General features: G+C 32.4%; 7 protein-coding genes and 2 pseudogenes. 7 read left to right on the forward strand and 2 right to left on the reverse strand.

Translation table 11 applies throughout. The annotated features are described in order from the left end of the window. Positions 1–245, forward strand: a pseudogene (locus QZ260_RS11805) (aldehyde dehydrogenase); the annotation flags it as partial. A 172-nt stretch (positions 246–417) separates the two neighbouring features. Here QZ260_RS11805 and QZ260_RS11810 read toward each other — a convergent pair. Beyond that, positions 418–876 (reverse strand): Lrp/AsnC family transcriptional regulator, encoded by a 459-nt coding sequence (locus QZ260_RS11810; RefSeq protein ID WP_295986480.1) that lies wholly within the window; start codon positions 874–876, stop codon positions 418–420. 158 nt (positions 877–1,034) lie between these two features. On the opposite strand from QZ260_RS11810, the gene QZ260_RS11815 reads away from it, so the two are divergent. Further along, positions 1,035–2,252, forward strand: a complete 1,218-nt coding sequence (locus tag QZ260_RS11815) for an aminotransferase class I/II-fold pyridoxal phosphate-dependent enzyme (protein ID WP_295986483.1) — start codon at positions 1,035–1,037, stop codon at positions 2,250–2,252. Here the strand turns inward: QZ260_RS11815 and QZ260_RS11820 are convergent. Beyond that, positions 2,249–3,271, reverse strand: a complete 1,023-nt coding sequence (locus QZ260_RS11820) for a metal-dependent hydrolase (RefSeq protein WP_295986485.1) — start codon at positions 3,269–3,271, stop codon at positions 2,249–2,251. The two genes, QZ260_RS11815 and QZ260_RS11820, sit on opposite strands and share 4 nt — an antisense overlap. Positions 3,272–3,365: 94 nt before the next feature. On the opposite strand from QZ260_RS11820, the gene nhaC reads away from it, so the two are divergent. The 5 genes and pseudogenes from nhaC to QZ260_RS11845 form a co-directional block, all read left to right on the forward strand. After that, positions 3,366–4,859: a Na+/H+ antiporter NhaC gene (nhaC, locus tag QZ260_RS11825; RefSeq protein WP_295986487.1), complete on the forward strand. Its 1,494-nt coding sequence runs from the start codon at positions 3,366–3,368 to the stop codon at positions 4,857–4,859. 145 nt (positions 4,860–5,004) lie between these two features. Continuing rightward, a complete protein-coding gene (locus QZ260_RS11830; RefSeq protein WP_271560816.1) occupies positions 5,005–5,649 on the forward strand; it encodes a peroxiredoxin in 645 nt (214 codons plus the stop codon). A 21-nt stretch (positions 5,650–5,670) separates the two neighbouring features. Further along, positions 5,671–5,985 carry a thioredoxin family protein gene (locus QZ260_RS11835; protein ID WP_295986491.1) on the forward strand — a complete coding sequence of 105 codons (315 nt, stop codon included), beginning with the start codon at positions 5,671–5,673 and terminating at the stop codon, positions 5,983–5,985. Next, positions 5,966–6,223, forward strand: a complete 258-nt coding sequence (locus QZ260_RS11840) for a hypothetical protein (protein WP_295986493.1) — start codon at positions 5,966–5,968, stop codon at positions 6,221–6,223. The genes QZ260_RS11835 and QZ260_RS11840 overlap by 20 nt, the downstream gene beginning before the upstream one ends. A 232-nt stretch (positions 6,224–6,455) precedes the next feature. Next, a pseudogene (locus tag QZ260_RS11845) lies at positions 6,456–7,026 on the forward strand (cystathionine beta-synthase); the annotation flags it as partial.

The following is a 7,026-nucleotide window of genomic DNA, read 5'->3' on the forward strand; positions in this document are numbered from 1 at the left end:
AAAAATATAGTTTTGGTGGTGGTGTAATTAATGACTTACTAATTCATTTTGGAAATCACAGATTACCATTTGGAGGTGTTGGTGCTAGTGGCATGGGCAAATATCATGGTAAACATGGTTTTAATGCCTTCTCAAACACGAAACCCATTGTAAAACGAGGGAACTGGTTTGATCCTTCTTTTAGATATGCACCCTACAAAGGTAAAATGAGTTTATTAAAATTAGTTTTTAAGTATTTTGGATAATCAAGTTAAAGGATAATTCAAAATAAGTTTTACATTGTCTTCTGGTTTAGAGCTTAAATCCAAAAAAGCCAATACCCAATTTAACTCAAGTAGAATAGCTTAGTGCAAAACTAGTTGGTATTAACATAAAAATGTTGAAAAACTCTAAGCCCTTATTTATAATTGAATTTATTTAGAAATTAATAGTATTACTATACTTTACTTCGTTAATTACAAACATGCTATGTGTGCTTCCAATATGATTTATACTCGTTAATTTTTTTACCATAAACTCTCTGAAAGCTGCCATATCTTTAACAATAACTTTAAGAAGGTAATCGTAATCACCACTTAAATGATAACACTCAAGCACTTCGTCTATGCACTTCACTTCTCTCTCAAAACTTACAACAAATTCTTGACTATGCTGAATCAGTTTAACATGACAAAACACAACAAAATTCCGATCAACCCTTTCTTTATTGACAACCGCAATATAGCTATCAATATACCCTTCTTTTTCAAGTTTTTTTATCCGTTCGTAAACTGCAGTAACCGATAAACCTAACTTATTAGAAAGCTCCTTATTGGTTTGCTTACTATCTTTTTGTAGGTATTCTAGTAGTTTTTTATCCGTGGTATCAAATATCATAATTGAAAATATTTCATTGAAATGTTTAAAAACGAACTTAAATATGTTGTTTAAACTATAAATATAATGTAAAATAGTTTTATTTTCTATTACATAAACTAATAATTGTTTTTTAATCTAATATTTATGAATTTTGTATTAAACCAAATATTATAACCATGGCATTTAAACCCGCGAATAACATTCAAGACTTACAGTATTTTGGTGAATTTGGAGGTGTTAATCCTTCAATATCAGATTCATCAACTTACACATTTCTATCAGCAAAAACCATGTTTGATACCTTTGAAGGAAATGCAGATGGCTGCTACCTATATTCTCGTCATTCTACACCTTCAAACTTATATTTAGGAGAAGCTTTAGCGGCTATGGAAGGTACAGAAACCGCTAATGTATCAGCATCAGGAATGGGTGCTATCACACCTGTTATCTTGCAGTTATGTGGCGCAGGAGATCATATTATTTCAAGTAGAACCATTTACGGCGGAACTTATGCCTTTCTGAAAAATTTCACACCAAGGTTTAATATTGAAACAAGTTTTGTTAACATCACGAAACTTGATGTTGTTGAAGCCTCAATAACAAAAAACACGAAAATTATATTTTGTGAATCTGTAAGCAATCCTCTTTTGGAAGTTGCCAATATTACGGGCTTAGCACAAATTGCCAAAAAACATAATTTAAAATTAGTGGTCGACAATACATTTTCTCCTTTATCAATTTCACCTGCTACTCTAGGTGCAGATATTGTGATTCATAGTTTAACAAAGTTTATAAACGGCTCAAGTGATACTGTTGGTGGGGTGGTATGTGGTACGCAAGACTTTATAAATGAATTACGAAACGTAAACGATGGTGCATCCATGTTATTAGGATCAACCATGGACAGTTTGAGGGCTGCTTCGATATTAAAAAACCTAAGAACACTTCACATAAGAATGGAACAACATAGTAAAAATGGATTGTATCTAGCCAATAAATTTGAAACAGATGGTTTGAAAACGGTTTACCCTGGACTGAAATCTCATCCTTCTCACGAGCAATTCAAAAACATGATGAATACGGCTTATGGATATGGTGGCATGCTAACTATTGACGTTGGTTCTTTAGAAAAAGCAAACGAATTGATGGAATTAATGCAAAATAAAAATTTAGGATATCTAGCTGTTAGTCTTGGTTTTTATAAAACATTATTTAGTGCTCCTGGTAGTTCTACTTCTTCTGAGATTCCCGAAGATGAACAAAAAGAAATGGGTTTAAGCGATGGGCTAATTCGTTTCTCTATTGGATTAGATGCCGATATTGAACGCACCTATCAAATGATGCGCCAATGTATGGAAGAACTAAATATATTAGATTCTAAAAAAACTAGTTAAATCCCTTTAATACGTTCCCATAAGGAATTAAAAACTTTACCTAAACTTTCAAATTTAGGTGTAAATGGTTTCATATTTAATCTATTTTCATCTTTATATAGCAATAAACTAAATACAGAAGAATTTGGGTTATCTATGTCTAAAAGCGGGTAACGCAAATCGTTATATTGGAATTCGTTTTCATTAAGTTTATGAACACTGTAATACTGATTACTAAACCATGCTAAACCTTTAATATCCTTATATTCTGAAGGTTTTAAATCCCGCTGTTTGGGTACTTCTGTAAAGTTTAAAAAGCGACTTTTAGAATCTAACAATGAATAATCAGAAACAAAATAGGAGGCTTCTGTTTCTGCAATACCATACCACAATATGTTATTAAAAATGGCTGGTTGTGTACTAAATCGCATGACACTTATCTCGCTGTGCTTTAAAGATTTTCTAAAAACAGAATCTATATATAATTTATTTCCTAGAGTGAATATCATATATATGGAGCTAATACCAATCCCCATCTTTAACCATAACCGTCGCTGAGATGAAGTTCTTCTAAAAAACATCAAAACGATCATACAAATTAAAAAGGGTAAAGTATATGCTGGATCTGCAACCGCAATATTATTTAATGCTACCCGGTAACTACTGAAAGGTGCAAATAACTGTGTCCCATAAGGTGTAAAACAGTCTAAAATAGGATGTGTAAAAAGCGACCAAAAAAATAAATTAATCCAATCTTTTTGAGTTGTTGAATGTAATCGTTTGCCAGAATTATAAAGTTTATGCACGAGCCAACCAAAAATAAAAGCTGCTAAAACGGTGAATACAATAGAATGCATAAACCCTCTATGAAACAACATGGCATCTATTTTGTTGCCATAAACTAAGTTGCCAACAAATACATCTAAATCTGGAATAGTTCCACCAATGGCACCAAATAACAAGGCTTTATTTCCAATTTTCTTTCCAAGTATAGCTTCTCCACAAGCAGCACCTAAAATAATCTGAGTTAGTGAGTCCATTTATTATTTTAAAATGAAATGCAAATGTAAGCATCTCTAAGTATTTGCATAGCTTATATGAAAAGCGTAACATTACGTGAAAAAAAAATATCATATGCAAGACGGCGACAATATTTCAGAAATTAAAATCGAAAATCAAAAAATCATTGAAAATACTGAATTAAATATTTGGGAAGCGCTAATACCTGTCTTCGCTTTAGTAGGAATGTTAGCATATAATATATATGTTTATGGAGATGACGCATTAAGTGGTAGCAATCAATTTATTTTATTACTAGGAGCTGCAGTGGCTGCTATTGTTGGTTTTAAAAACAAGGTGTCTTATAAAAGAATGCTTGAAGAAGTCTCTGAAAATGTAAAATCCACCACTGGAGCGCTACTAATTTTACTAATGGTAGGAGCATTAGCTGGAACATGGCTAATAAGTGGTATTATACCAACAATGATATATTATGGATTACAAATACTAAACCCAACAATCTTTCTAGCTGCTTGCGTTGTTATTTGCTCTATAATTTCTATTGCTACTGGTAGTTCTTGGACAACTACAGCCACAGTTGGAATAGCATTAGTAGGTATTGGTGAGACTTTAGGTATTTCAATAGGAATGACTGCTGGAGCTGTACTTTCGGGAGCATATTTTGGTGATAAAATGTCTCCTCTAAGTGACACTACTAATTTAGCACCAGCTATGGCAGGTGGAGAACTTTTCTCGCATATTAAATATATGTCTTTAACTACAATACCAACAATAGTTATAACGCTAATTATTTTTATAATTATTGGTTTTAATATAGAGACAACAGGAACACCACAAATTGAAGATAAATTACAAGCCATAAATGGTGCCTTTAATATAAGTCCATGGTTATTTATTGTTCCAGTTATTATAATTTTTATGATAGTAAAAAAAACACCACCTCTTATCGCCCTTTTATTAGGAGCCTTGTTAGGAGGAGTTGCTGCTTTAATTGCACAACCAAGTATAGTTGTAAATATTGCAGGAGCTGAATCTTTAAATTTTGAATCCGCATATAAAGGGATAATGAATTCTTTAACAGTTGACACTTCTGTTGAAACTAGCAGTAAAGAACTAAATGATTTATTTACTTCTGGTGGAATGAAAGGCATGTTGGGAACTATTTGGCTTATCGTTTGCGCCATGGTTTTTGGAGGAGTGATGGATGCAATTGGGGCACTATCTCGAATCACCAAATCATTATTAAAAATGGCAACAACTACTTTTGGATTATTTGCGAGTACAGTTGCAAGTTGCTTAGCTTTAAATTTAACCGCTTCTGACCAATATCTTGCTTTAGTTGTTCCTGGGAAAATGTTTAAAAAGGCATATGAGGACAGAGGCTTAGCTCCAGAGAATTTAAGTAGAACACTTGAAGACGCAGGAACGGTTACATCAGTTTTGATTCCATGGAATACTTGTGGAGCTTATCATTCTAAAATTTTATTTGGTTATGCCGGTGCTACTGCATATATACCATATGCCTTTTTCAGTATCATAAGCCCGTTTATGACGTTACTTTTTGCTGCTTTTTCAATAAAAATTAAACAATTAAAAGCTTCAAACTAAGAGATAACTCTCTCATCTTCAATAAGCATAAATAAATACTATTAATCAATAAGTTTTTAAAATTTTGTAGGGTTCTCTTTTCTATAGTTGCATACTATTTTTGCACACTTAAAAGAAAATCATTAATTATAAAATTAAAAATAAAATGGCATTAGTAGGAAAAAAATTCCCAAGCTTAAACGTTGACGCAATGAACGATATGGGCGATACTTTTAAAGTAAACGTTCTAGAAGAGGCAGTAAACAACAAGAAAAAAGTAGTATTGTTTTGGTACCCTAAAGATTTCACTTTTGTTTGCCCAACAGAACTACATGCATTTCAAGCGGCTTTAGGTGAATTTGAAAAAAGAAATACGATAGTAATTGGTGCGTCTTGTGACACTCCTGAAGTTCACTTTGCATGGTTAAGCACTGCAAAAGACAATGGTGGTATTGAAGGTGTTACCTACCCTATTCTTGCAGATAGTAACAGAAACTTATCTAGTGTTTTAGATATCTTAGATATCACTAATGAAACTTATGATGAAGAAACAGGAACTGTGCAAGTTGAAGGAGATAACGTGACTTATAGAGCTACTTACATTATTGATGAAGACGGTGTTGTACAACACGAAAGTATTAACAATATGCCTTTAGGCAGAAATGTTGGTGAGTATATTCGTTTAGTAGATGCTTTAACGCATGTTCAAGAAAAAGGTGAAGTGTGTCCTGCAAACTGGGAAGAAGGTAAAGACGCTATGAATGCCAATGCAAAAGCAACAGCAGAGTATTTAGCTGCTCATGCTAACTAATAACATCAAACTTTAAACGTTATGTTACAAGAATTAAACGAAGATAATTTACAAGATTTGGTTGCTAAAAACGAAACTGTAGTTGTGCAATATTCTGCTACGTGGTGTGGTAACTGTCGTATCATGAAACCAAAAGTAAAGAAACTAGCTTCAGAGTTGGAAGATATTACATTTGTTATCGCTGATGCGGAAAAGTTTCCAGAAAGCAGAAAGCTTGCGACAGTCGACAATTTACCGACGTTTGCAACCTTTAAAAATGGTGCGTTTGTGAATCAAGTTCAGACAAATAAGTTTGATGTTTTTAAAGATTTAGTCAATGAAATTACCAGTAATTAAACATCTCACTCAATTTATTGAGGACAATGATGAAGATTTCGTTGTTGAAACTATTGAAACTTTAGAAGCTTTAACCGAAGTACCTTCTTTAAAAGATGAAGAACTAGATGTTATAGGTGAACTCATTTCCAATATGTATGGTGCTATTGAAGTGCATAAAATGACGAAATCTGGAACACCAAAAAAAGAAGCTTTAAATAGTTTTATGGGCCGTGTTATGGGTTCTATTGATAAATAATTGAAAAGAAAATGAGTTTTATTATAAAACCACTTTGTGAAAGCAAGGTGGTTTTTTGTTTCAATTAAAACTTAAGCTTAGAAGAAAACAAACAATATTTATTTGACAATTGCCAAAGTTAATTAAATCACGACTCTATCTTTGCATTAGAACAATAAGACAAAACATCTCGTAACACTTTAAAAAAAAATCTAATTAATGTATATTACCAGCCTATCTAAAGGTAGAAATTATGGAAGCAAGTAAAATGTTAGTTTATATTAAAGAGGTTTTAAAAAATATGCCAAATAGCTGGTTAAATCTAACAACCCATCGATTAGATATTTATGATGAGAAATTGGCCAAAACCCAATTCTTAGAACAGTTTGAAATGTTGTTTAACGACCATAATTCTAAACCATCCGCACTAAGTGAATTGCCCACTGCCTACGACTATATTCGATTAGGCCACCCATTATCTTGTTTACTAGAATGGGGAATTGCCAACTTAAATCATCTCAAACCAGAAAATGTAATCAGTTTTTCATCAAAGACAGTTCCTATTTTAGCAATTCTAAGAAAAAATTTATTAGACAATAAAAGCACTCAAATCAATTATACGGGTGAATTACCCCATCTTTTTAATGCGGAAGTATTGCAACGTATTTATGGTTATAAATTTGATTTGAAGCATGTTGAGAACCCTTCAGACATTTCCGAGTTTAATGGTAGTACCATTTTTATTTCACAACAAGATGAAGTTCGTCATTCAGATATCAATCCAAATATTGACTTTGTTATCAATCTTTACACTAAACTTGGAA

The sequence above is a fragment of the uncultured Algibacter sp. genome (assembly GCF_905480415.1).
In the GTDB taxonomy this organism is placed as follows: Bacteria; Bacteroidota; Bacteroidia; order Flavobacteriales; family Flavobacteriaceae; genus Algibacter_B.